Origin of the sequence: Actinomadura rifamycini DSM 43936, assembly GCF_000425065.1 — a bacterium.
GTDB classification, from domain to species: domain Bacteria; phylum Actinomycetota; class Actinomycetes; order Streptosporangiales; family Streptosporangiaceae; genus Spirillospora; species Spirillospora rifamycini.
Genome location: NZ_AULB01000003.1, coordinates 605,984 through 627,344 on the forward strand (window position 1 = coordinate 605,984; position 21,361 = coordinate 627,344).

Here is a 21,361-nt window from a genome sequence, read left to right on the forward strand (position 1 = left end):
CTGGGCGACCAGGTTCTCGCTCCGCTCGCTTTCCGCCCCCGGCCTTGCCTTCGGACGCGATCGCAGTGCTTCCCGTCCGCTCCGGCCGGGATGTGGGCTGAGGTCTTGTCCGGAGGTCCTTCGGCGAGTCGTGAACGACTCTACGGTAAGGCACCCGGGCAGAGCGGTAGCGCGCGCCCCGGCTTCCGGCGGGACGGCTGAGGGACGGGCGGCGTGCGCCCGTCCCCCGCGCGTCTACTTCCCTTTGACCTTGGGCGCGGCGAGCCTCGTCCCCGACCATTCCTTGCCGGCGCTGAGGCTGCGCGACTGGGACAGGCCGGCCGTGGTGGCCGCCTCGCCGATGTCGCTGGGCTCCACGTGGCCCTCGCGTCCCGCCTTGGGCGTCAGCAGCCAGATGTCGCCGCCGCTGGTGAGGGGGACCATCGCGTCGGTCAGGCCCTCGAACAGGTCGCCGTCGTCCTCGCGCCACCACAGCAGCACGATGTCGACCACGTCGTCGTAGTCCTCGTCGACCAGCTCGTTCCCCGTGACGGCCTCGACGGAGTCGCGGAGCTCCTCGTCCACGTCGTCGTCGTAGCCGATCTCCTGCACCACCTGGCCCGCCTTCAGGCCGAGCCGTTCGGCCAGGCTGCGCTCAGACTGCGCCTGACCCGCGGTCGCGCTCACGAAAGTCCTCCCATGTCGTTCGTCCGCACGGTGCTCCGTGCACCTGTGCACATCTCCTGTACGGCCCCCCGGAGCGGGCGGCCCGTCCGCACCTGTGCGGTGTTTGCGGGACAGTCCACACAAGGGTGGGCCCCTAGCGCAAGTGTCTTCACGGCATTTGGCGCCCTCATTGGGCCGATGCCGGAATCGGCCGTCACGATGCGGCCACCGAGGGTGTGGTTCGAGCCCGTTTCTTGATACAACCGTCAACCCCTGAGGAAGGACAACCGGACCTGGCGGTCGGGGTTGTCGACGTTGAGGTCCACCAGTGCGATCGACTGCCACGTGCCGAGCGCGAGGCGCCCGGCCAGGACCGGGACGGTCGCGTAGGGCGGGACGAGCCCGGGCATGACGTGCGACCTGCCGTGGCCGCGCGACCCGTGGGCGTGGCGCCACCGGTCGTCCGCGGGCAGCAGGTCGCCGAGCGCGGCGAGCAGGTCGTCGTCGCTGCCCGCCCCCAGTTCGATGAGCGCGACGCCGGCGGTGGCGTGCGGCACGAAGACGTGCAGCAGCCCGTCGCCGCCGGCGTCGGCCGCGAACCTCTGGCATTCCGCCGTGATGTCGTGCACGGCCTCCTTCGATCCGGTGGACACCCGGATCACGGTGCTCTCCATGGCATCGGGTCTACCCCATCGGCGGCGCGGGACCCGTCCGGCCCCGCACCGTCGCTCCCGTTCCCCTCAGCGGGACGCCGTGTGCGCCTCGCGGCGCTCGATGACGGCGTCGGGCCCCGGGAAGACGAGGGTCTCGTGCCCGTCATCGAAGCGGACGAGGTAGGGCGGGCCGCCGTCGTCGCCGCGCACTTCGATGATCTCGCCCGCCCGCTCCGGCATCCCGACGATCTTGCCGTGGACGTGCAGCTTGTCTCCGATGCGTCCGTTCATGTCTCCCCCAAGTCACGGTCGCTTTTCCCGGCCTCCTACGTTCGTTCCCCGCCCGGACGGGCAATCTCACGAGGACGCGCAAAAAAACGCGTCGCCGATCCGGCCTGCGCCACGGCCGCGCGGGCAGCCGGTTACCGGACGGTAGAGATGCGTTAACCGTCGTGAGCGGCGACGATGGACGCGAATGCAGGCGACGAACAGTCGTGCGGAGACCGGCGGCCTCCGGCCGGGGTCTCACCAGCACAGACGGTAAGCACAGAGGGGACCCCGTGGCTTCCGGACGTCAACGCTACTCGATCATCAGCGACGGCCTGCCGAGCCAGCTGCCCGACATCAACCCGGACGAGACCCGGGAGTGGCTGGAATCGCTGGACACGGTCATCAAGACCGAGGGCCGGGGCCGGGCCCGCTACGTCATGCTGCGGCTCCTGGAGCGGGCCCGCGAGCTGCAGGTCGGCGTGCCGGGCCTGCGCAGCACCGACTTCATCAACACGATCCCGCCGGAGCTGGAGCCCTGGTTCCCCGGCGACGAGCACGTCGAGCGCCGCATCCGCGCCTACATCCGGTGGAACGCCGCGATCATGGTGTCGCGCGCGAACCGCCCCGACATCGGCGTCGGCGGGCACATCGCCACGTACGCGTCGGCCGCGTCGCTGTACGAGGTGGGCTTCAACCACTTCTTCCGCGGCAAGGACCACGGCGAGTCCGGCGACCAGGTGTTCCTCCAGGGTCACGCCTCCCCCGGCATCTACGCGCGCGCCTACCTTGAGGGGCGGCTGCCCGAGGAGAAGCTGGACGGCTTCCGGCAGGAGCAGTCGCACCCCGGCGGCGGGCTGTCGTCCTACCCGCACCCCCGGCTGATGCCGGACTTCTGGGAGTTCCCCACGGTGTCCATGGGCCTCACCGCGATCGACGCGGTGTACCAGGCCCGGTTCAACCGCTACCTCTACAACCGCCGCATCAAGGACACGTCGCGCTCGCACGTGTGGGCGTTCCTCGGCGACGGCGAGATGGGCGAGCCCGAGTCGCTCGGCGCGATCGGCCTGGCCGCCCGCGAGGAGCTCGACAACCTCACGTTCGTCGTCAACTGCAACCTCCAGCAGCTCGACGGCCCGGTACGCGGCAACGGCAAGATCATCCAGGAGCTCGAGTCGTTCTTCCGCGGCGCCGGCTGGAACGTCATCAAGGTCATCTGGGGCCGCGACTGGGACCCGCTGCTCGCGCAGGACGTCGACGGCGCGCTCGTCAACAAGATGAACACGACGCCCGACGGCCAGTTCCAGACGTTCAGCGTCGAGTCGGGCTCGTACATCCGGGAGAAGTTCTTCGGCGACGACCCCCGGCTGCGCAAGATCGTCCAGGACCTGACGGACGACGACCTGCGCAAGCTGTCGCGCGGCGGGCACGACTACCGGAAGGTGTACGCGGCGTTCAAGGCGGCCCGCGAGCACGTCGGCCAGCCGACGGTGATCCTGGCGCACACGATCAAGGGCTGGACGCTCGGCTCCGACTTCGAGGCGCGCAACGCCACGCACCAGATGAAGAAGCTCACCAAGGCCGAGCTGAAGGAGTTCCGCGACCGCCTCTACCTGGACATCCCGGACTCCGCGCTCGAGCAGCCGCTGCCGCCCTACTACCACCCGGGCGAGGACTCCGACGAGATCCAGTACATGCGCGAGCGCCGCGCGGCCCTCGGCGGGTTCCTGCCGAAGCGCGTCGTGCGGGCCAAGCCGCTGAAGCTCCCCGGCGACCCGGTGTACGCCGAACTGAAGAAGGGGTCCGGCAAGCAGAACGTGGCGACGACGATGGCGTTCGTCCGGCTGCTCAAGGACCTCATCAAGGACGAGAACATCGGCGCCCGGTTCGTCCCGATCGCCCCGGACGAGTACCGCACGTTCGGCATGGACTCGCTGTTCCCGACGTCCAAGATCTACTCGCCGCACGGGCAGACCTACGACGCGGTGGACCGGAAGCTGCTGCTGTCGTACAAGGAGTCCGAGAGCGGGCAGATGCTGCACGAGGGCATCAGCGAGGCCGGGTCGATGGCCTCGACGATCGCCGCGGGCACGTCCTACGCGACGCACGGCGAGCACATGATCCCCGTCTACATCTTCTACTCGATGTTCGGGTTCCAGCGGACCGGCGACCAGATGTGGGCGCTCGGCGACCAGATGGGCCGCGGGTTCCTGCTCGGCGCCACCGCCGGCCGCACCACCCTCACCGGCGAGGGGCTCCAGCACGCCGACGGCCACTCCCCGCTGCTCGCGGCGACGAACCCCGCGTGCGTCCACTACGACCCGACCTGGTCGTTCGAGCTGGCGTACATCACGCAGGACGCGCTGCGCCGCATGTACGGGACGTCCGAGGAGCACCCGGACGGCGAGGACGTCTTCTACTACCTCACCGTCTACAACGAGCCCTACCAGCAGCCCGCCGAGCCCGACGGCCTGGACGTCGCCGGGCTGCTCAAGGGCCTGTACCGGTACCGGTCCGCGCCGGAGACCGCCGCGGGCGACGGGCAGCCGCCGCGCGCGCAGATCCTCGCGTCCGGCGTCGGCGGCCGGTGGGCGCTGGAGGCGCAGCGGCTCCTCGCCGAGGACTGGGGCGTCGCCGCGGACGTCTGGTCCGCGACCTCGTGGAACGAGCTGGCCCGCGAGGCCCGCGAGTGCGACGAGCACAACCTGCTGAACCCCGAGGGCGAGCAGCGCGTCCCGTACGTCACCCGCACCCTCGACGGCGTCGCGGGGCCGATCGTCGCGGTGTCGGACTTCGCCCGCGCCGTCCCCGACCAGATCGCCCCGTGGGTGAACGGCGACTACACGTCGCTCGGCACCGACGGCTTCGGGTTCTCCGACACCCGCGCCGCCGCCCGCCGGTTCTTCCACGTGGACGCGGCGTCGATCGTCCTGGCCGTCCTCACCCGGCTCGTCCGGCAGGGCGAGGTCAAGCCGGAGACCCTCCCGCAGGCCATCGCGAAGTACCGGCTGAACGCGGAGGTCAGCGACGTGTTCGCGGGCGGCGCCGGCAGCGCCGAGAGCAACACCGGCGGCGAGAGCTAGCCGGCCCGGGCGGGCGGCGCGCGAACGCGGAGGTGGGGGCCGCGTCCGCCGCCGCCCGGCGGCGTGCTCAGGGCGCCGGCGGCGTGAACACGCCGAACCGGTTGCCGGACGGGTCCTCCAGGTAGGCGAAGCGGAGGCCCCGCGCCGTCGCGGCCGTCGCCGCCGCCACCTTCCCGCCGCACTCCTCCGCACGCGCGCACGCCGCGTCGACGTCCTCGACCATGACGACGAACAGCGCGTGCGCCCCGCCCGCCCCGGGCTCGTGCGAGAGCCCGCCGCTCGGCGCGTCCGCGCCCGCGTAGCGGACCAGGTCGTACCCCTCGCTGCCGGGGAAGGCCGAGCCGGGGTCGGCGTCGAACCGCCAGCCGAACATGTCGCCGTAGAACCGGCGCGCCGCGTCCGGGGCGTCCGTGCCGATCTGGAACCACGCGACGGTGTTGAACGCCGGAATCGCCATCGTCTTCCTCCTCTGTTCGGGTGACGCGCCCAGCTTCGAGCGCCCCGGCGACATCCCCCTGTCGGAGTTTTCAGACGAATTCGAGGCGGTGGGTGACGTAGTCGAGGGGGACGTCCTTGATCATGACGTCCTCGTACCGGCGCTCCGGCGCGGTCTCCTCCAGCAGGGCGGCGCGCCGGATCCGGTCGATGCGGAAGATCCGGGCCTCCCCCCGCAGCCGGCACCAGCCGATGAGGTACCAGCGCAGGGACGCGCAGGTGAACGCGACCGGCTCCACGTCGCGCTCGCTCGTCTCCCCGGCCCCGTTCACGTACCCGAGGCGGACGACGCGGCGCGCCGACACGGCCTCCTCCAGCACGGACGGGACGGACGTCGGCGCGTCGGCGCCGTGCGGCGTCAGGAACCGGACCCGGTCGGCCAGCTCCCGCGCGGACGCGCCGTCGTTCGCCGGCATCGCAGAGACGATCTTGTGCAGTGCGGTGCGGGCCGCGCGGGCGTACGGGGAGCCGTCGGCGCGGGCGAGGGTGATCGCGACGGCGACGGCCTCGGCGGGCGTGAAGTTGAGCGGCGGGAGGGTCCGCTCGGGGTCGAGCGTGTACCCGCCGCCCCGTCCGACGTCGGCGTAGATCGGGACGCCGGCCTGCTGCAGTGCGCCGATGTCGCGTTCGATCGTCCGCGTGCTGACCTCGAAGCGCGCGGCCAGCTCGCGGGCGCTGACCCGGCGGGGCGCGCGGGCCCGCAGTTCCTCCACCAGTGCGTACAGGCGATCGGTCCGGTTCACGCCGCGACCGTACGCCCCGCCACCGACATCCCGGCCCGCGTCCCGGCCCGCGCCGGGACGCCGGCCGGGGGTCAGAGGCCGCGGAGGAAGTCGAGGAGGGCCCGGTTCACCTCGTCGGGGCGCTCCTGCTGGGTCCAGTGGCCGCAGCCGGGCAGGGAGACGGTGCCGCGCAGGTTCGGGACGAAGTCGCGGAGGCGCGCGACGGCGTCGGGCGCGGCGACCGGGTCGCGGTCGCCGGCGACGAACAGGGCCGGCGGGGTGACGGGCGCGCGGTGCCAGGCGGCGGTGAGCTCCCAGTTGCGGTCGAGGTTGCGGTACCAGTTGACCGGGCCGGTGAAGCCGCTGTCGGCGTACTCGGCGACGTAGGCGTCGATGTCGTCCGCGGTGAGCCAGGCCGGGAGCTCGTCCGGTTCGGGGAGGGCGTCGAGGACGCCGCCGCCCGCGGGGGCGACGAGGGCGCCGGAGCCGTCGCCGGAGATCGCGTGGAACATGCGGCGGAACGTGGCCGCGCGGTCGCGGTCGAGTTCGGCCTCGGGGGCGTCCGGTTCCTGGAACCGCACCATGTAGAAGCCTTCGCCGAAGTAGCGGCGCATCGTCGCGACGGGCGGGCGGGAGCCGCGCGGGCGGTGCGGGACGGACATCCCGACGACGCCGCGGACCTTGTCGGGGCGCATCTGGGCGACGGCCCACGCGACGGGCGCGCCCCAGTCGTGCCCGACGACCACCGCGCGTTCGGCGCCCAGGGCGTCGATGAGCCCGACGGCGTCCCCGGCCAGGTGCATGATCGTGTACTGGGAGGGGTCGGCGGGGCCGCCCGTCCGGGCGTAGCCGCGCTGGTCGGGGGCGACGGCGCGGAAACCCGCGGCGGCGAGCGCGGTGAGCTGGTGCCGCCAGGAGTACCAGCACTCGGGGAAGCCGTGCAGGAGCAGGACGAGCGGGCCCTCGCCGGCCTCGGCGACGTGCATCCGCAGGCCGCCGTTCCCCTCGACGAAACGGTGCGCGATCTCGGTCATCCGACCAACGTAGACGGCGCGGCGGGGCCCACACCGGTCGGGCCGGGATTGTGTGCCCGGGCCACATGGGTCGCGGGTGGCGGGCTGCGTAGGTTCTGCCCATGACGAGCGTGACACCGGACCTGACGGGGCGGCGGGCCCTGGTCACCGGCGGGGCGAGCGGGATCGGGCTGGCGTGCGCCCGGCGGCTGGCGGCGGCGGGGGCGCGGGTGACCGTGGCGGACCTGGACGGGACGGCGGCGGAGCGGGCCGCGCGGGAGTTCGGCGGCGCCGCGCTGGCGGTGGATCTCGCGGGGCCGGACGTGGCCGGGGCGGGCGCCGGGTTCGACGTCCTGGTCAACAACGCGGGGGTGCAGCATGTGGCGCCGCTCCACGAGTTCCCGCCGGAGGTGTTCTCCCGGATCCTGCGGCTGATGGTGGAGGCGCCGTTCCGGCTGGTGCGGGACGCCCTGCCGGGGATGTACGAGCGCGGCTGGGGCCGGATCGTGAACGTGTCGTCGGTGCACGGGCTGCGCGCGTCGCCGTTCAAGGCCGCGTACGTGACGGCCAAGCACGGGCTCGAGGGGCTGTCGAAGGTGATCGCGCTGGAGGGCGCGGCGCACGGGGTGACGTCCAACTGCGTCAATCCTTCTTATGTGCGGACCCCACTGGTGGAGGGGCAGATCGCGGATCAGGCGCGCGCGCACGGCATGTCCGAGGACGATGTCGTCGAGCGGGTCATGCTGCAAAGGGCGGCCGTGAAGAGGCTCGCGGAACCCGAGGAGGTGGCCGAAATGGTCGCCTACCTGTGCTCCGACGCGGCGGCCATGGTCACGGGTGCGTCGCTGACCCTCGACGGAGGCTGGACGGCCCATTGACAATGTCCCGTATGTCGTGCGGCGTCTTCCTTGAACTGCTCGCCCGCGAGGCGTCCCCCGTCGAGTTCGAGGGACCGCTGGTGCAGGCGCGGGCGGAGGGGGCGCCGGCGGCCGTGCTGGCCGAGCTGGAGGCGGCGAAGCTGGCGGCGCTGCGGGTGCGGGCGGTGATGCGGCGGCACGCGCGGCGGGAGGCGGAGCTCGCGGCGCTGTTCGACACGGCGGGCGATCTGGCCGGGCTGCGCGATCTGGACGCGGTGCTGGAGGCGATCACCCGGCGGGCGCGGCGGCTGCTGAACGCCGACATCGCGTACCTGACGCTGAACGACGACGCGCGCGGCGACACGTACATGCGGGTGACGGACGGGTCGGTGTCGGCGGCGTTCCGGCGGCTGCGGCTGCCGATGGGGACCGGGCTGGTCGGCCTGGTCGCGCAGACCGCGATGCCGTACAACAGCGACCACTACCTGGTCGACGCGCAGTTCCAGCACCGCGGGTTCATCGACGAGGCGGTCTCCGAGGAGGGCCTGGTCGCCATCCTGGGCGTGCCGATGAAGCTGGGCAGCCGGGTGATCGGCGTGCTGACGGCGGCGAACCGCAGCGAGCGCCCGTTCGACCAGGAGGAGGTCGCGCTGCTCGGGTCGCTGGCGGCGCACGCGGCGATCGCGATCGACAACGCGCGCCTGCTGGAGGAGACCCGCACGGCTCTGGAGGAGCTGAGCGCCGCCAACGAGGAGGTCAAGGCGCGCAGCGCGGCCGTAGAGGTGGCGGCGCGCGCGCACGACCGGATGACGGCGGTCGTGGTGCGCGGGGGCGGCGTCGAGGACGTCGCCGCGATCGTCACCGAACTTCTGGGCGGCACCCTGCACGTCCTGGACGCGGACGGCGCGCGGCTCGCGACGACGGGGGCCGCGTCGGCGCCGTTGAGCGACGAGGAGCTCGCCGGGGTGTCGGCGTCCGCGCACTCTGCGCGCGCGCAGGGACGGACGGTGCGGCGGGGCGACCTGTGGACCGCGTCCGTTTCGAGCGGGGACGAGATGCTCGGGACGCTGGTGCTGCGCACGTCCGACGAGGTGTCGGACGCCGACCAGCGGATCCTGGAGCGCGCCGCGCTCGTCACCGCGCTGCTGCTGCTGTTCCAGCGCAGCGTGACCGAGGCGGAGGGGCGGGTGCGCGGCGAGCTGCTCGACGACCTGCTGTCGGAGCGGCGGACGGACGGTGCGGCGCTGGCGGCGCGGGCGCGGCGCGTCGACGTGGACCTCGGGGCGCCGCACGTGGTGCTGTCGGCCCGGTACGAGTCGCGCGACCACCGGCGGCGCGCGGAGTTCTGGGCGTCGTCGTTCGCGGCGGTGGAGCACGGGCTGGCCGCGTCCCGCGGCGAGGAGGTCGTGCTGCTGCTGCCGGGCGAGCGTCCGGGCGACGCGGCGCGGCGGGTCGCCAAGGAGCTGGGCGCGTCGCTGGGGGCTCCGGCGACGGTCGGCGCGGCCGGCCCGGTGCGGGGGCCGGGCGAGGTCGCCGGGGCGCACCGGGAGGCGCAGCGGTGCGCGGACGCGCTGGTGGCGCTGGGCCGCCGCGGGGACGGGGCGGGCGCGTCGGAGCTGGGGTTCATCGGGCTGCTGATCGGCGACGACCGGGACGTGCCGGGGTTCCTCGCCGGGTCGCTCGGGCCGGTCATCGACTACGACGAGCGGCGCGGGACCGCGCTCGTCCGGACGCTCGAGGCGTACTTCGGGGCGGGCGGCGGGCTCGCGCGGACGGCGCAGGAGCTGCACATCCACGTGAACACGGTCAGCCAGCGGCTGGACCGGATCGGGCGGCTGCTCGGCGAGGACTGGCAGTCGCCGGACCGGGCGCTGGAACTGCAGCTCGCGCTGCGGCTGCACCGCCTGCGGTAGGCGCGCGAACGGGCCGCCGCCCCTGAGGGGCGGCGGCCCGTTCCGTGCGTTCACGCGGGGGTTTCGACCTTGTCGCGCGCGGGTTCCGCCGGACGGCGGCGCGCCGCGCGGGCCGCGAGCAGGTCGCGGGCGGTGCCCCAGACGCCGCGCCGGAACAGCAGCACGACGAGGATGAAGATGCCGCCGGTGATGATGCCGGTCTCCTGGAACCCGGCGGTGGCCAGGTAGTCGTTCAGCTCGACGATCAGCGCGGCGCCGACGATGCCGCCCCACAGGGTGCCGATGCCGCCGAGGACGACCATCATCACGGCCTCGCCCGAGGTCGTCCAGTACACGCCCTGCAGGGACGCGAAGCCGTGGCCGATGGCGAACAGGCCGCCGGCCAGTCCGGATAGAGCCGCCGACAGGACGAACGCGAGCAGCTTGAAGCGGTCGACGCTGTAGCCGAGCGCGCGCGCCCGTGCGGGGTTGTCGCGGATGGACATCAGTACGCACCCGAACGGGGAACGGACGATGCGCCAGGCGGCGAACAGTCCGGCCAGGATGAACGGGAGGCCCGCGTAGTAGAAGTAGAACGGGTCGGACAGGTCGAGTCCGAACAGTTCCCTGGGGATGCCCTGCAGCCCGTTCTCGCCTCCTGTGACGTCCCGCCACTGGTTGGCGACGAAGTACACCATCTGCGCGAAGGCCAGGGTGACCATCGCGAAGTAGATGCCGCGCAGCCGGACGGACAGGAACCCGATCGGGAGGGCGAGCAAGGCGGCGAACGCCGCGCCGCCCAGGATCGCGACGGGGAAGGGCAGCCCCGAGTGCAGGGCGATCAGGCCGGTCGCGTACGCCGAGCCGCCCCAGAAGGCGGCGTGCCCGAACGACAGCAGCCCGGTGAAGCCGAGCAGCAGGTCGACGGCGACGGCGAACAGCGCCCAGCAGGCGATGTCCAGCGCGACCGGCGGGTAGACGAACCACGGCAGCGCGAGCGCCGCCGCCAGGCCGACGGCGAGCAGGACGGGTCGTCCCGCGAGCTTGGAAAGGATCACGGCGCCACCTCCGGATTCACAGTGCGGCCTCCTCGCGCCCGAACAGGCCGGCGGGGCGCCACAGCAGCACGGCCGCCATCAGGATGAACACGAGCGTCTGCGACAGCGACGGGACGTAGTAGTTGCCGAGCGCCGACACGAGCCCGACCGCGAACCCGGCGGCGACCGACCCGAACACCGAGCCGAGTCCGCCGATCACCACGACGGCGAACACGGTGACGATCAGGTCGGCGCCCATCAGCGGGTTGACGGCACGCATCGGCGCGGCGAGCACGCCCGCGAGCCCGGCGAGCGCGATGCCGAAGCCGAACACGGGCGTCACCCAGCGCGCCACGTCGATGCCGAGGGCGCGGCTCAGCTCCGGCCGTTCCGTGGACGCCCGGACGATCATGCCGACGCGGGTGCGGGACAGCACGAACCACACCGCGCCGCACACGACGAGCGACACGGCCAGGACGAACACCTGGTACGCGGGGTAGGTGAACAGGCCGAGGTCGATCGAGCCGCTCAGGGCGGACGGGCGCGGATAGGGCTGCGACTGCACGCCGTACTGCCGCTTCACCAGGTCCTGGAGGATGAGCGCCAGCCCGAAGGTGAACAGGAAGTTGTAGAGGGGGTCGAGGGGCGCCAGCCGGCGGATGAACAGCCGTTCCACCGCGACGCCGACCGCGCCCAGGACGAGCGGGACGAGCGGCAGCGCGACCCAGAAGCTCACGCCGAAGGAGTCGAGGAGGACGTAGGAGCCGAACGCGCCGAGCATGTAGAACGCGCCGTGCGCGAAGTTGACGACGCCGAGCATCCCGAAGATGACCGCGAGGCCGAGGGCGAGCAGGGCGTAGAACGCCCCGCCCACCAGGCCGTTGAAGGCTTGCTGCAGCATCCGGCGGCCTCAGAGCTCGCAGGCGGGGCTCGGCTGCTGGAACGCCTCGGCCGCGGGGATCGTCTCGATGATCTTCTCGTAGTCCCAGGGCTCGGAGACCTCGCTCTCCGGCTTGACCTCGGCGAGGTAGGCGTCGTGGGTCAGCAGGTGGTCCTCGGCCCGGATCGTTCCAGTGGAGGTGAACACGTCGTTCACCTTGTGGCCTTCGAGCTCCTTCACCACGGTGTCGGAGGCGTCCGTCCCGGCGCGCTGGACGGCCTCCAGGTACTGCAGGGCGGCGGAGTAGTCGCCCGCGTGGACGGCCGTGGGACGGGCTCCCGTCTCCTGCTTGAACCGGTCGGCCCACGCGCGGTTGTCGTCGTCCTGGTTCCAGTACCAGAAGTCGGTGAAGCGGGTGCCTTCCAGGGCCTTCGGGCCGAGCGAGTGGATGTCGGTGATGAACATCAGCCCGACGGCGAGGCCCACGCCCTCGTCGCGCAGCTTGTACTCGTTGTACTGCTTCACGAGGTTGACGAGGTCACCGCCGGCCTGCATGGCGCCGATGACGTCCGGCTTCGGGTCCAGGTCCGGGGCCTTCAGCAGGAACGTGGAGAAGTTGTCGTTGGGGAAGGGGGTCGGGTCGGACTTCACGACCGTCCCGCCCGCGCCCTTGACGGCCGCGCCGAACGTCTTCTCCATGTCCTGGCCGAATGCGTAGTCGGGGTAGACGAGGTACCAGTTCTTCGACCCGGACTTGGTGAGCGCGGTGCCCGTCCCGTGGGCGAGCATGTAGCTGTTATAGCCGTAGTGGAAGGTGTACTTGTTGCACTGCTCGCCGGTCAGCGCGGTGGTGGCGGCGCCGACCGAGATGAACACGCGCTTCTTGCCCTTCGCCACGTTCGCGACGGCGAGCGCGGCCGACGATGTGGGCACGTCCACGATCATGTCGGCCTTCTGCCGGTCGTAGAGTTCGCGCGCCTTGGTGTTGGCGATGTCGGGCTTGTTCTGGTGGTCGGCGGAGACGACCTCGATCTCCGTCGCGACCGCCTTGTCGCCGTACTTCTTCTTGAAGTCCGCGACGGCCATCTCGACGGCCTGCACGGCGTTCTCGCCCGACAGGTCGGCGTAGACGCCGGACTGGTCGGTCAGCACCGCGAGCACGATCTTGTCGTCGCTGATCTTGCCGCCGCCCCCGCCGGGTCCGCCCGCGCCGCAGCCGGCCAGCAGGGCTCCGGCGGCCGCGAGCGCGGCCGAGCGTCCCATGAGTTTCATCGGGCTCTCCCTAGATTCCGAGGTACTGCAGGAGTTCGCTCTCGCGGGCGCGGACCTCGTCGTTGTCCATCGACTGGACGATCCGGCCCTCGGCGAGCAGGTGGTGGCGGTCGGCGACGGTGGCCGCGAAGTGCACGTTCTGCTCGATCAGCAGGACGGTGACGCCCGCGGCCTTGACCTCGCGCAGGATGCCGCCGATCTGCGCGACGATCAGCGGCGACAGGCCCTCGGTGGGCTCGTCGCACAGCAGCAGCCGGGCGCCGGTGCGCAGCACGCGGGCGAGCGCGAGCATCTGCTGCTCGCCGCCCGACAGCTTCGTCCCGGGGAACCGGCGGCGCTCCCTGAGCCGCGGGAACGTGTCGTAGACGCGGTCCAGCGGCCACGCTTCGGGGCCTTTGCCGTTCGCTGGACGGCCGGGCGGCAGCAGCAGGTTCTCCTCCACCGACAGGGTGGCGAAGATGCCGCGGTCGTCCGGTACGTAACCGAGGCCGCGCCGCGCGCGCTTGTGCGGGCCCAGGGCGGTGATGTCCTCGCCGAGGAATTCGACGGTTCCGGACGCGCCCGCGTGCAGGCCCATCAGGCAGCGCAGCAGCGTGGTCTTCCCGGCGCCGTTGCGGCCGACGAGGGTGACGATCTCCCCCTCGTCCACGTGCAGCGACACGTCCCGCAGCGCCTGCGCCTCGCCGTACCAGGCGGACAGGCCGTCAACTCGCAGCATGGGCGTCTCCGAGGTAGGCGGTGATGACCCGGGGGTCGTGGCGGATCTCGGCGTACGGGCCCTCCACCAGGACCCGGCCGTGCTGCAGGACGGTGACCCGGTCGGCGAGGCTGGAGACGACGCTCATGTTGTGCTCGACCAGCACGACCGTCCGCCCCGCCCGGACCCGCCGGACGAGCTCGACGGTGCGCTCGACGTCCTCGACGCCCATCCCGGCGGTCGGCTCGTCCAGCAGCAGCACCTTCGGGTCGAGGGCGAGCGCGAGGGCGAGTTCGAGCGCCCGCTTGCGCCCGTACGCCAGCGCGCCCGCCGGGGTCTCGGCGTGCTCCTCCAGCCCGACCTGCGCGAGCAGTTCGGCCGCGCGGTCGGCGAACCGCCCGAGCGACCGGTCCGATCTCCAGAACCGCCACCCGAGGCCGGTGCGCCCGGCGAGCGCCAGCTCGACGTGCCGGCGCGGGGTCAGCTCGGCGAACAGGCTGGTGATCTGGAACGACCGCGCCAGCCCGAGCCGCGCGATCCGCTCGGGACTGCTGCCCGCCAGTTCCCGCCCGGCCAGCCGCACGCTCCCGGACGTCGGCTTGAGGAAGCCGGTGAGCAGGTTGAACAGCGTCGTCTTGCCCGCGCCGTTCGGCCCGACGAGCGCGTGCACCGCGCCCTCCGCGACGGCCAGGTCCACGCCGTCCACGGCGCGGAACCCGCGGAACTCCCTGACCAGGCCGCGCGCCGTCAGCACCGGCGCCGGCCGGACGGTAGCGCCCATGCGCCCTCCTCCCATGGTGACCCGGACCACACCGGGCCGCCGTGCTCGGGAACGCTAGGCCGCCGCCGCGAAACGGACTATGTGATCAATCGACACATTCCGCCCAACCGATACGGATGTGACCCACATCACGCGCAGGTCGGAGGCCCGTTCACATGGGACGCCGCGCGCTTATGTGGGCCGGACACGTGGCCGCCGCCCGCCGGGGTCCGCACCATGTCGGCACTCGCCTCCGTCCAGAGGAGCCGGAATGCCGACCACCCGCCCCCTGTCCACGACCGGCCTGTCCACGACCGGCCTGCTCGCGACCAGTCTGCTCGCGACAGGCGCCCTGACCCTCGCGCTGGCCGCACCGGCGCGCGCGCACGAGAACCGCTGCGCGCCCGCACCCGGCGTGCCGGGCGCCCAGAAGCAGGTCGCCGCCTGCCTCGACGACCTCACGACCGCCGGAACCGTCGCGTCGGGCCACACCGTGCCGGGAGACTACGCGGGACTGCACGCGTCCGGAACCCGCAACCCGAGCGGCGTCCCCGGCGTCCAGATCGACGGGTACTTCCCGGACGACTCCGCGTTCAACACCCACCACGGCTGGAACCACGACGCGCAGTTCGTCATCCGCCTCCCCGAGCGGTGGAACGGCGGCCTCGTCGTCGCCGGGTCGCCCGGGAACCGGCGGCAGTACGCCAACGACGCCACCGTCTCCGACTGGGTCCTCGGCCGGGGCTACGCGTACGCGGCGACCGACAAGGGCAACAGCGGCACCGAGTTCCACCGCGACGGCCGCCGCCCCGGCGACGCCGTCGCCGAATGGAACCGCCGCCTGACCGAGCTCACCCGCGCCGCGCAGCGGACGGCGGAGCGCCACTACGGGCGCCGCCCGTCCCGCACCTACGCGGCGGGCATCTCCAACGGCGGGTACCTCGTCCGCTGGCAGCTCGAGAACCGCCCTCACCTCTACGACGGCGGCATCGACGCCGAGGGCACCCTGTGGCGGGCGGACGGCCCGAACCTGTTCACGTACCTGCCGCCGATCCTGCGCGCGTACCCGCCGTACGCCGCGGGGGACGCCTCCGCGCACCGGGCGCTGCTCGACGCCGGCCTCGCCGCGGGCTCCGAGTTCCTCTGGCCGTACCACGACCAGGTCTACTGGGAGCTGACGCAGCGCATCTACCGCGAGGAGTTCGACCCCGCGTACACGGGCGCGGAGGCCGAGTACAACTACGCGTCCCGCCCCCGCGAGGTGCGGCGCGCGGTCGGGCGCGTGTCCCTCACCGGCCGCATCCGCAAGCCGCTGATCAGCCTCCAGGGCACGTACGACGCGCTGCTGCCGATCGGCCGCAACGGCGACGCGTACGCCGCGCTCGTCCGCGACCGCGGCCGGGCCCCGTTCCGCTACTACCGCGTCGCGGGCGCCAACCACACCGACGGCCTCGTCGACGCCCACCCGGGCCGCCTGCGCCCGCTCCTGCCCTGCATGCGCTCCGCCTTCACCGCCCTGGAGACCTGGACGTCCGGCGGGGGCGCCCCGCCGCCGAGCGCCACCCTGCCCGAGCCGTCCGGCGACGTCCTGAACACCTGCTCCCTGACCGGCTGACCGCGCTCCCGGACCGCCCGCCGCGCGCCCCGCCTGCTACGGCGCGTTCGTCCAGGCCAGGAGGTCGGCGGCGGGCAGGGTGTTGACGATCCGGTCGGCGGGGACGGCGCAGCGCGCGGCGCGGTCGCAGCCGTGCGGCTGCCAGTCGAGCTGGCCGGGGGCGTGCGCGTCGGAGTCGATCGCGAACCGGCAGCCGGCCTCGACGGCGAGGCGCAGCAGCCGCTTCGGCGGATCGAGCCGCTCCGGCCGCGCGTTGATCTCCACGGCGACGTCGTGGGCGGCGCACGCGTCGAACACCAGCTCGGCGTCGAACTCCGACTCCGGGCGCAGCCCGCCGCGCCGCCCTCCCGCCTTGACGATCCGCCCCGTGCAGTGGCCGAGGACGTCCACCGCCGGGTTCATGACCGCGGTGACCATGCGCGCCGTCATCGCGACGCGGTCCATGCGGAGCTTCGAGTGGACGCTCGCGACGACGACGTCGAGCCGGTCGAGGAGGCCGGGCTCCTGGTCGAGGGCGCCGTCGTCGAGGATGTCCACCTCGATGCCGGTGAGGATCCGGAACGGCGCGAGCTCGGCGTTCAGCTCGGCGACGGCGTCGAGCTGGCGGTGCAGGCGGTCCGCCGACAGCCCGTTCGCGACCGTCAGGCGCGGCGAATGGTCGGTGAGCGCGATGTACTCGTGCCCGAGCGCGCGCGCCGCCTCCGCCATCTCCCGGATGGGCGAGCCCCCGTCGGACCAGTCGCTGTGGGTGTGCAGGTCGCCCTTCAGCGCGGCGCGGAGCGCGGCGGCGGCCGCGTCGAGCGGCTCCCCCTCGGTGGCCTCCAAGCGCCGCAGGTAGACGGGCGTCCCCCCGCGCAGCGCCTCCGCGACGACGAGGGCGGTGACCTTCCCGAGGCCCGGCAGGTCGGTGAGCGTGCCCGCGCGGGCGCGGGCGTCCAGCTCGTCCGGGGGCGTGTCCTCGACCCGGGCGGCGGCCGTGCGGAACGCCCGCACGCGGTAGGTCGGCTCCCCGGCGCGTTCGAGGAGGAACGCGATCCGGCGCAGCGCTTCGACGGGCTCCACGCCCCGGGGAGTACCCAGGTATGACGCAAGTGTCCCACCCCGGTCTCATCCGGGCGCGGCCCGCCGATCCCTAGCCTGGTCGGCATGGCCGAGACGAAACCCGCGAACGAGCCGGGGCTGCTGCGCATGGTGCTGCTGGACGGGGCGCTGGCCGCCGCGGCGACCGGCCGGGCCGAGCCCGCCCCCCTCGACCGTCCGTGGCCGGCCCCGCTGCGCTGGACCGCCCGCATCGGCCTCGGGCGGTTCCCGTACGGCGTCGTCGTCAACCTGTTCTGGGCCGCCGTCACGATCGGGGCGATCGCCGCGACGCGGTCGCTGCTGGAGACCGAGAGCGCGGAGCGCGGGCGGTTCCCCGGCGACGCAACCCTCCTGCTGATCTCGGTCGCGGCGTGCGCGCCGCTCGCGCTGCGCGACCGGCACCCGCTGGGCGCGTGGCGGCTGAGCTTCGTGGCCATGGCGCTGATCAGCGTGAGCAACTGGCTGACCGTCCCGTACGTCCCGGCCGGGGCGTTCGCCATGGTCGTCTGCCTGTTCACGGTGGCGGTGCGCTGCGCGGGGAACGTGACGCTCGGCGCCGGGATCATGACGGCCGCCGGCACGTGGATCAAGGACCCGGAGACCGGCGCGGGCGCGTCCGTGCTGGTCCTGCTGCCGCTGGCGGCGGGCTACGCGGTGCGGGTGCGGCAGACGTCGCGGCGCGAGCTGGCCGAGCAGAAGCGGCGGCACGCCGACGCGGAGGCCGTGCTCACCGAGCGGCAGCGCATCGCGCGGGAGCTGCACGACGTCGTCGCCCACCACATGTCGATGATCGCGATCCAGGCGGAGGCGGCGCCGTACAAGAGCGACGCGGTCCCGGACGTCACCCGGCAGGACCTCGCCGAGATCCGGTCGACCGCGCTCGACGCGCTCACCGAGCTGCGCCGCATCCTCGGCGTCCTGCGGTCCGAGGACGGCTCCGACACCGCCCCGCAGCCCAGCCTGGAGCGGCTGGACGAGCTGGTCGCGGGGGCCCGCGGCGCCGGACTGGACGTGACGGCGCGGCTGACCGGCGACCTCGCGGGGCTCCCGTCCGGCGTCGGGCTGACCGCGTACCGGATCCTGCAGGAGGCGCTGAGCAACGCGATGCGGCACGCGCCCGGGTCGCGGGTCGACGTCGAGGCCGCCCGCGCGGACGGCGTACTCTCGATCAGCGTCGTCAACGGCCCCCCGGGCGACGGCCGCGACCGCGCGCGGTTCGCGACCGGCGGCGGCCACGGGCTGGTCGGGATGCGCGAGCGCGCCGCCATGCTGGGCGGCTGGCTCACCGCCGAGCCCACGTCCGAGGGAGGATTCGCCGTGACCGCCACGCTGCCGGAGAAGGCCGCCGAGAAGGCGCAGGGCGCGCCGTGACCATCCGCGTGGTGATCGTCGACGACCAGGGCATGGTGCGCTCCGGGTTCGGGGTGCTGCTGAACGCCCAGCCCGACATCGAGGTCGTCGGGGAGGCCGTGAACGGCGAGGAGGGGCTGCGCCGCGTCGCCGAACTGCGCCCGGACGTCGTGCTGATGGACGTCCGCATGCCGGTGATGGACGGGCTGGAGGCCACCCGCCGGCTGCTCGCGGACGGCGCCGGGGACGCCCCGAAGGTCCTCATGCTGACGACGTTCGACCTCGACGACTACGTGTACGAGGCGCTGCGCGCCGGGGCCGGCGGGTTCCTGCTCAAGGACGCGTCCGCGGCCGAGCTGTCGGACGCGGTGCGGGTCCTCGCGGCGGGCGACGCGCTGCTGTCGCCGTCCATCACCCGCCGGCTGATCGCGGAGTTCGCCCGGCTGGGCGGCCCGCGGGCGCCGTCCCGCGAGCGGCTGGACGAGCTGACCGGGCGGGAGACCGAAGTGCTCACGCTGGTCGCGCGGGGCCTGTCCAACGGGGAGATCGCCGAGCGGCTGGTGCTCGCCGAGCAGACCGTGAAGACGCATTTCGGCCGGATCCTGATGAAGCTGGACCTGCGCGACCGGCCGCAGGCGATCGTCTACGCGTACGAGGTCGGGCTCGTCCGCCCCGGCGACTGAGGCCGCACACCGTTGCCCGCACCCCTACCCGGGTCCCGCGGGTCATACCGCGGTGTGAGGCGAAAAGACGGCTCCGCCGGTTGATCTCGGCGACGGTGTCCGATTCCTACCTTCCTTGTCAGTGCTTCACCCCCACTGACCAGGAAGGACGCCCCCCATGCGCTGGGTTCGCAGAACCGCGGCCGCCCTCACGGTGCTCTCCGCGGCGGGCTCGACCGTCGCCGCGACGGGCGCGTCCGGGCCGTACACCGCGCCCGCCCCCGTCCCGGCGCTGTCCGCCGCGACGCTGGACGCCCGGTTCGCCGCCGCCGCCCGGGACATCGCCGCCGCCCGCGCGACGGCCGTCCGGACCGGCGACGAGGACCGGGCCCGCGCGCTGGCGGCGTTCCTCTCCCCCGGACGCCGCTTCCTGGCCTTCGACCCGCGCGGGGACGGGCGCGCCGTCGAGGTCTTCGGCGACCTGCGCGGCGCCGACCGGATCGCGGTCGTCGTGCCGGGCGCGGACAACGCGCTCGCCAACTTCGACTCGGTCAAGTTCGCGGGCGGCGGCGCCCGCGCCCTGTACCGGCGGATGGCCGCCGAGGCGCCGTCCGCGCGGGTCGCCGTGGTCGCCTGGCTCGGCTACCGCGCCCCGGCGACGCTCGGCCCGGGCGTCCTGAGCGCCGACCGCGCCGAGTCGGGCGCGCGGCGCCTCGCGGACTTCCTCGGCGGGCTGGCCCGGGTGAACGGGGACGCCCGGATCGCCCTGCTCTGCCACAGCTACGGGTCGGTGGTGTGCGCCGCGGCCGCGCCCGGGCTCGGCGGGGTCCCGGTGGACGACATCGCGCTGTTCGGCAGCCCCGGGACGACCGCCGGCGGCGTCGCGGACCTGCGCACGTCCGCGACCGTCTGGGCCGGCCGCTCGTCCGGCGACTGGGTCCGGTTCGTCCCGCACGTGCGCTTCGCCGGGCTCGGCTTCGGGACCGACCCGGTCTCCCCCGGGTTCGGCGCCGTCCGGTTCGACGCCGGGACGGGCCCGCACAGCGGCTACCTGAAGCCGGGCTCCGCCGCGCTCCGCAACCTCGCCCTCATCGCACTCGGCCACGACTCGGAGGTCCCCCGTGCATGACACCGCCCGCCCCGCGCCCCCGACCGCACCCGCTGGTCCCGCCGCACCCGCTGGTCCCGCCGCGCCCGCACCTCCAGCCGCGCCCGCACCTCCAGCCCGTCCCGCGCCCCCGACCGCATCCACGCCTCCGGACCGTCTCACCGAATCAACACCTCCCGCCGCACCCGCGCCTCCGGCGGTCGAGCGCGATCGCGCGATCGACGCGCTGCGCGCGTTCGCGGTCCTCGGGGTCGTCCTCGGGCACTGGCTGGTCACCGCGTTCGTCGGGCACGGCGCCGACCTGCGCACCACCAGCCCGCTGGCGTCCATGCCGGAGTTCACGCCCGTCACCTGGGTCCTGCAGACGCTCGCGCTGTTCTTCCTCGTCGGCGGGTACGCGGCGGCGAAGGGCCTGCGGCCGGACGAGCCGTGGGGCCGCCGGTTCGCGCGGCGGCTGGGACGGCTCGCGCGGCCGCTCCCCGTCCTGTTCGCCGCCTGGATCCCGGTCGCCGCGGCGCTGGCGTGGGCCGGGTTCGACGGCGCGACGCTGACGACGCTGGTCAAGCTGGTGCTCAGCCCGCTGTGGTTCCTCGCGGTGTTCGTCGCGCTGACCGCGCTGACCCCGCTGCTCGCCGTCCTCTGGGACCGGCTCGGCGCCCGGGGCGCGCTGCTCCTCGTCGCCGCCACCGCGCTCGTCGACGCGGGACGGTTCGCGCTCGGGGCGCCCGAGTGGATCGGCTGGTGCACCGTCCTGACCGGCTGGCTCCTGCCGTTCTACCTCGGCGTCGGCTGGGCGCGCGGCGCGCTGCGCGCCCGCCGGACGGCCGTCGCGCTGCTGGCCGGCGGCGCCGCCGCGGCGGCCGCGCTCGTCGCGTTCGCGGGCTACCCGGCGAGCATGGTCGGGGTGCCGGGCGCCGACGTGTCCAACCTCAGCCCGCCGACGCTCGCCGCCGTCGCGTTCGGCCTCGCGCAGACCGGGCTCGCGCTGCTGCTGCACGGGCCGCTGACCCGCTGGACGCGACGGCCCCGGGTGCGGTCGGCGGTGGCCGCCGCGAACCGGTCCGCGATGACCGTCTACCTGTGGCACCAGACCGCGCTGATGGCCGTCACGGTCGCGGCCGCCCTGGCGTTCGGCGCGGCCGAGGGCCTGCACACCCGCCCGGACGGCGCGGCCTGGATCGTCCAGCGGGTCGCCTGGCTGCCGGCCTTCGCGGCCGTCCTCGCCGCCCTCGCGGCCCTGGTGCACCGGTTCGAGAAGCCGCGGCGCCGGTGA

The 21,361-nt window shown here is 73.7% G+C and carries 20 protein-coding genes; 8 read left to right on the forward strand and 12 right to left on the reverse strand.

All coding sequences use genetic code 11. The features are described from left to right. Positions 1-234: 234 nt before the first annotated feature. The 3 genes from H505_RS0102645 to H505_RS0102655 all read right to left on the reverse strand — a co-directional run bounded on the left by H505_RS0102645 (position 235) and on the right by H505_RS0102655 (position 1,589). Positions 235-666, reverse strand: coding sequence for a DUF3052 domain-containing protein (locus H505_RS0102645; protein WP_026400723.1), 432 nt, complete (start codon positions 664-666; stop codon positions 235-237). A gap of 245 nt (positions 667-911) precedes the next feature. After that, a complete protein-coding gene (locus tag H505_RS0102650) occupies positions 912-1,319 on the reverse strand; it encodes a YjbQ family protein (protein ID WP_026400724.1) in 408 nt (135 codons plus the stop codon). 66 nt (positions 1,320-1,385) lie between these two features. After that, positions 1,386-1,589, reverse strand: a complete 204-nt coding sequence (locus H505_RS0102655; protein WP_026400725.1) for a DUF1918 domain-containing protein — start codon at positions 1,587-1,589, stop codon at positions 1,386-1,388. A 269-nt stretch (positions 1,590-1,858) separates the two neighbouring features. Here H505_RS0102655 and aceE point away from each other — a divergent pair, with 269 nt between their 5' ends. Further along, positions 1,859-4,648 carry a pyruvate dehydrogenase (acetyl-transferring), homodimeric type gene (aceE, locus tag H505_RS0102660; RefSeq protein WP_026400726.1) on the forward strand — a complete coding sequence of 930 codons (2,790 nt, stop codon included), beginning with the start codon at positions 1,859-1,861 and terminating at the stop codon, positions 4,646-4,648. A 67-nt stretch (positions 4,649-4,715) separates the two neighbouring features. Here the strand turns inward: aceE and H505_RS0102665 are convergent, their stop codons facing one another. The 3 genes from H505_RS0102665 to H505_RS0102675 all read right to left on the reverse strand — a co-directional run bounded on the left by H505_RS0102665 (position 4,716) and on the right by H505_RS0102675 (position 6,899). Beyond that, entirely contained in the window at positions 4,716-5,105 is a 390-nt protein-coding gene (locus H505_RS0102665; RefSeq protein WP_034516191.1) for a VOC family protein, read from the reverse strand. A gap of 70 nt (positions 5,106-5,175) precedes the next feature. Beyond that, complete coding sequence (locus H505_RS0102670) at positions 5,176-5,886, reverse strand: helix-turn-helix transcriptional regulator (RefSeq protein ID WP_026400728.1); 711 nt, start codon at positions 5,884-5,886, stop codon at positions 5,176-5,178. Between the two features lie 71 nt (positions 5,887-5,957). Next, positions 5,958-6,899, reverse strand: a complete 942-nt coding sequence (locus tag H505_RS0102675) for an alpha/beta fold hydrolase (RefSeq protein WP_026400729.1) — start codon at positions 6,897-6,899, stop codon at positions 5,958-5,960. Positions 6,900-7,000: 101 nt separating this feature from the next. On the opposite strand from H505_RS0102675, the gene H505_RS0102680 reads away from it, so the two are divergent. Together H505_RS0102680 and H505_RS0102685 are read left to right on the forward strand one after the other, a co-directional pair. Then, positions 7,001-7,756 (forward strand): 3-hydroxybutyrate dehydrogenase, encoded by a 756-nt coding sequence (locus H505_RS0102680; protein WP_026400730.1) that lies wholly within the window; start codon positions 7,001-7,003, stop codon positions 7,754-7,756. Positions 7,757-7,767: 11 nt separating this feature from the next. Continuing rightward, positions 7,768-9,648, forward strand: coding sequence for a helix-turn-helix domain-containing protein (locus tag H505_RS0102685; RefSeq protein ID WP_245592412.1), 1,881 nt, complete (start codon positions 7,768-7,770; stop codon positions 9,646-9,648). A gap of 50 nt (positions 9,649-9,698) precedes the next feature. Here the strand turns inward: H505_RS0102685 and H505_RS0102690 are convergent, their stop codons facing one another. Genes H505_RS0102690 through H505_RS0102710 form a run of 5 tightly spaced genes read right to left on the reverse strand, consistent with a single transcriptional unit; the run spans position 9,699 to position 14,294 of the window. Then, positions 9,699-10,685: a branched-chain amino acid ABC transporter permease gene (locus H505_RS0102690; protein ID WP_026400732.1), complete on the reverse strand. Its 987-nt coding sequence runs from the start codon at positions 10,683-10,685 to the stop codon at positions 9,699-9,701. A 16-nt stretch (positions 10,686-10,701) separates the two neighbouring features. Continuing rightward, positions 10,702-11,565, reverse strand: a complete 864-nt coding sequence (locus H505_RS0102695) for a branched-chain amino acid ABC transporter permease (protein WP_026400733.1) — start codon at positions 11,563-11,565, stop codon at positions 10,702-10,704. A gap of 9 nt (positions 11,566-11,574) precedes the next feature. Then, entirely contained in the window at positions 11,575-12,816 is a 1,242-nt protein-coding gene (locus H505_RS0102700) for an ABC transporter substrate-binding protein (protein ID WP_211238377.1), read from the reverse strand. 10 nt (positions 12,817-12,826) lie between these two features. Further along, on the reverse strand, positions 12,827-13,534 hold the full coding sequence (locus H505_RS0102705) for an ABC transporter ATP-binding protein (protein WP_026400735.1): 708 nt from the start codon (positions 13,532-13,534) through the stop codon (positions 12,827-12,829). Continuing rightward, a complete protein-coding gene (locus tag H505_RS0102710; RefSeq protein ID WP_034516194.1) occupies positions 13,521-14,294 on the reverse strand; it encodes an ABC transporter ATP-binding protein in 774 nt (257 codons plus the stop codon). Before H505_RS0102710 ends, H505_RS0102705 begins: the two co-directional genes overlap by 14 nt. 250 nt (positions 14,295-14,544) lie before the next feature. Here H505_RS0102710 and H505_RS0102715 point away from each other — a divergent pair, with 250 nt between their 5' ends. Then, a complete protein-coding gene (locus H505_RS0102715) occupies positions 14,545-15,888 on the forward strand; it encodes a 3-hydroxybutyrate oligomer hydrolase family protein (RefSeq protein ID WP_084549749.1) in 1,344 nt (447 codons plus the stop codon). A 36-nt stretch (positions 15,889-15,924) separates the two neighbouring features. On the opposite strand, the gene H505_RS0102720 is transcribed toward H505_RS0102715, so the two are convergent. Then, positions 15,925-16,950 carry a PHP domain-containing protein gene (locus H505_RS0102720; protein WP_026400738.1) on the reverse strand — a complete coding sequence of 342 codons (1,026 nt, stop codon included), beginning with the start codon at positions 16,948-16,950 and terminating at the stop codon, positions 15,925-15,927. A gap of 84 nt (positions 16,951-17,034) precedes the next feature. On the opposite strand from H505_RS0102720, the gene H505_RS0102725 reads away from it, so the two are divergent. From H505_RS0102725 to H505_RS39480, 4 genes are all read left to right on the forward strand, one after another. Further along, positions 17,035-18,339 carry a sensor histidine kinase gene (locus H505_RS0102725; protein WP_026400739.1) on the forward strand — a complete coding sequence of 435 codons (1,305 nt, stop codon included), beginning with the start codon at positions 17,035-17,037 and terminating at the stop codon, positions 18,337-18,339. Next, on the forward strand, positions 18,336-19,001 hold the full coding sequence (locus tag H505_RS0102730; RefSeq protein ID WP_026400740.1) for a response regulator: 666 nt from the start codon (positions 18,336-18,338) through the stop codon (positions 18,999-19,001). Before H505_RS0102725 ends, H505_RS0102730 begins: the two co-directional genes overlap by 4 nt. A gap of 157 nt (positions 19,002-19,158) precedes the next feature. Next, on the forward strand, positions 19,159-20,109 hold the full coding sequence (locus tag H505_RS0102735; protein WP_026400741.1) for an alpha/beta hydrolase: 951 nt from the start codon (positions 19,159-19,161) through the stop codon (positions 20,107-20,109). Then, a complete protein-coding gene (locus H505_RS39480) occupies positions 20,102-21,361 on the forward strand; it encodes an acyltransferase family protein (protein WP_245592413.1) in 1,260 nt (419 codons plus the stop codon). The genes H505_RS0102735 and H505_RS39480 overlap by 8 nt, the downstream gene beginning before the upstream one ends.

What these genes read in the sequence shown, in the direction of transcription:
- H505_RS0102715 (WP_084549749.1), top strand. Translation starts at nt 14,545, where the DNA reads ATGCCGACCACCCGCCCCCTGTCCACGACCGGCCTGTCCACGACCGGC.
- H505_RS0102700 (WP_211238377.1), bottom strand. Translation starts at nt 12,816, where the DNA reads ATGAAACTCATGGGACGCTCGGCCGCGCTCGCGGCCGCCGGAGCCCTG.
- H505_RS0102695 (WP_026400733.1), bottom strand. Translation starts at nt 11,565, where the DNA reads ATGCTGCAGCAAGCCTTCAACGGCCTGGTGGGCGGGGCGTTCTACGCC.
- H505_RS0102685 (WP_245592412.1), top strand. Translation starts at nt 7,768, where the DNA reads ATGTCGTGCGGCGTCTTCCTTGAACTGCTCGCCCGCGAGGCGTCCCCC.
- H505_RS0102725 (WP_026400739.1), top strand. Translation starts at nt 17,035, where the DNA reads ATGGCCGAGACGAAACCCGCGAACGAGCCGGGGCTGCTGCGCATGGTG.
- H505_RS0102680 (WP_026400730.1), top strand. Translation starts at nt 7,001, where the DNA reads ATGACGAGCGTGACACCGGACCTGACGGGGCGGCGGGCCCTGGTCACC.
- H505_RS0102655 (WP_026400725.1), bottom strand. Translation starts at nt 1,589, where the DNA reads ATGAACGGACGCATCGGAGACAAGCTGCACGTCCACGGCAAGATCGTC.
- H505_RS0102705 (WP_026400735.1), bottom strand. Translation starts at nt 13,534, where the DNA reads ATGCTGCGAGTTGACGGCCTGTCCGCCTGGTACGGCGAGGCGCAGGCG.
- H505_RS0102650 (WP_026400724.1), bottom strand. Translation starts at nt 1,319, where the DNA reads ATGGAGAGCACCGTGATCCGGGTGTCCACCGGATCGAAGGAGGCCGTG.
- H505_RS0102675 (WP_026400729.1), bottom strand. Translation starts at nt 6,899, where the DNA reads ATGACCGAGATCGCGCACCGTTTCGTCGAGGGGAACGGCGGCCTGCGG.
- H505_RS0102710 (WP_034516194.1), bottom strand. Translation starts at nt 14,294, where the DNA reads ATGGGCGCTACCGTCCGGCCGGCGCCGGTGCTGACGGCGCGCGGCCTG.
- H505_RS0102665 (WP_034516191.1), bottom strand. Translation starts at nt 5,105, where the DNA reads ATGGCGATTCCGGCGTTCAACACCGTCGCGTGGTTCCAGATCGGCACG.
- H505_RS0102735 (WP_026400741.1), top strand. Translation starts at nt 19,159, where the DNA reads ATGCGCTGGGTTCGCAGAACCGCGGCCGCCCTCACGGTGCTCTCCGCG.